This window comes from Vibrio sp. YT-18 (assembly GCF_033337345.1).
Lineage (GTDB): Bacteria > Pseudomonadota > Gammaproteobacteria > Enterobacterales > Vibrionaceae > Vibrio > Vibrio alginolyticus.
Window position 1 is genome coordinate 1 of record NZ_JAWOQO010000252.1, and the last position, 1,070, is coordinate 1,070.

Genomic DNA, 1,070 nt, shown 5'->3' on the forward strand with positions numbered 1-1,070 from the left:
ATTATTTTCTTTACGGCACTATTCCCACAATTCATTGACCCAACCGATTCGCTGCTGGCCCAATATGCGATTTTCGCGGGTACGTTCGTAGTATTCGAATTGAGCTGGTTAACCTTTTACGCCTTATTAGGGGTTAAAACATCCAATTGGTTATTTGAAGCAGGACGAGCTAAGTTGTTCAATCGCTTAACGGGTGGAGTGTTTATCAGTGCTGGTGTGATGCTATCTACGGCGAATCGCAGCTAGATTGTGAGGTAACCCCTAATTTAGGGATAGCTTATTTCCAATATGGAAATTAACGGTTTGTTTTTTTTCATTAGTGGCAAGGCTTAACTAGGCGTAAAATTCACTCTAGCCCTTTAGGGGTAATGGTCTGTACCTACCCAGATCCAGATGTCGTGGTCTTTTTTGCAGGAACATCCTTGATGACAAGCCTATCTGAACTCCAACAGCGTTTTCTCAATATCGCAACCGACGGCCGTTTGTCTCCGAAACAGAAGTCTAACTTCCTCGCTTTACAAGCCGAAGCATGTATTCCATACATGCCCATTTCTGAAGCACTTCGTGAAGCGATGAGCGATGGCGTAATTTGTGACATGTTTGAAGGTCATGCGCCTTTTAAACCGCGTTATGTTTTACCTGACTATGCGAAGTTTTTATCTCAAGGCTCTGAGTATTTGGAGTTGTCACCTGCAGAAGATTTTGATGATGCGCTAAATATGCTTACCATCATTTATCATCATGTGCCGTCAGTTACTAATATTCCGGTGTATTTAGGGCAGTTAGACGACGTCATGATGCCTTATGTAGACGACCAAACTGAAGCGCAGATTTACAAAAAACTTCGACATTTCTGGATCATGTTGGATCGCACGTTGCCGGATGCCTTCATGCACGTGAATATCGGGCCGACAGACAACATTATCTGTCGCACTATTTTGCGTGTGGACGCAGAGCTCAAGCAAATTGCACCAAATCTCACGTTTATGTACGACGAATCGATCACACCAGATGATTTGTTACGTCAGGCGACGACAAACATTTGTGACTGTAGCAAGCCTCATATTGCG

At 43.6% G+C, this 1,070-nt stretch carries 2 protein-coding genes; both read left to right on the top strand.

Annotated elements, in window-relative coordinates:
• A partial coding sequence (locus R7M72_RS25775; protein ID WP_318056552.1) for a LysE family translocator occupies window positions 1-246 on the top strand: 246 nt, incomplete at its 5' end.
• 179 nt (window positions 247-425) lie between these two features.
• Window positions 426-1,070, top strand: a 645-nt coding sequence (locus R7M72_RS25780) for a glycyl radical enzyme domain-containing protein (RefSeq protein ID WP_318056553.1), incomplete at its 3' end; no start/stop codon positions are given.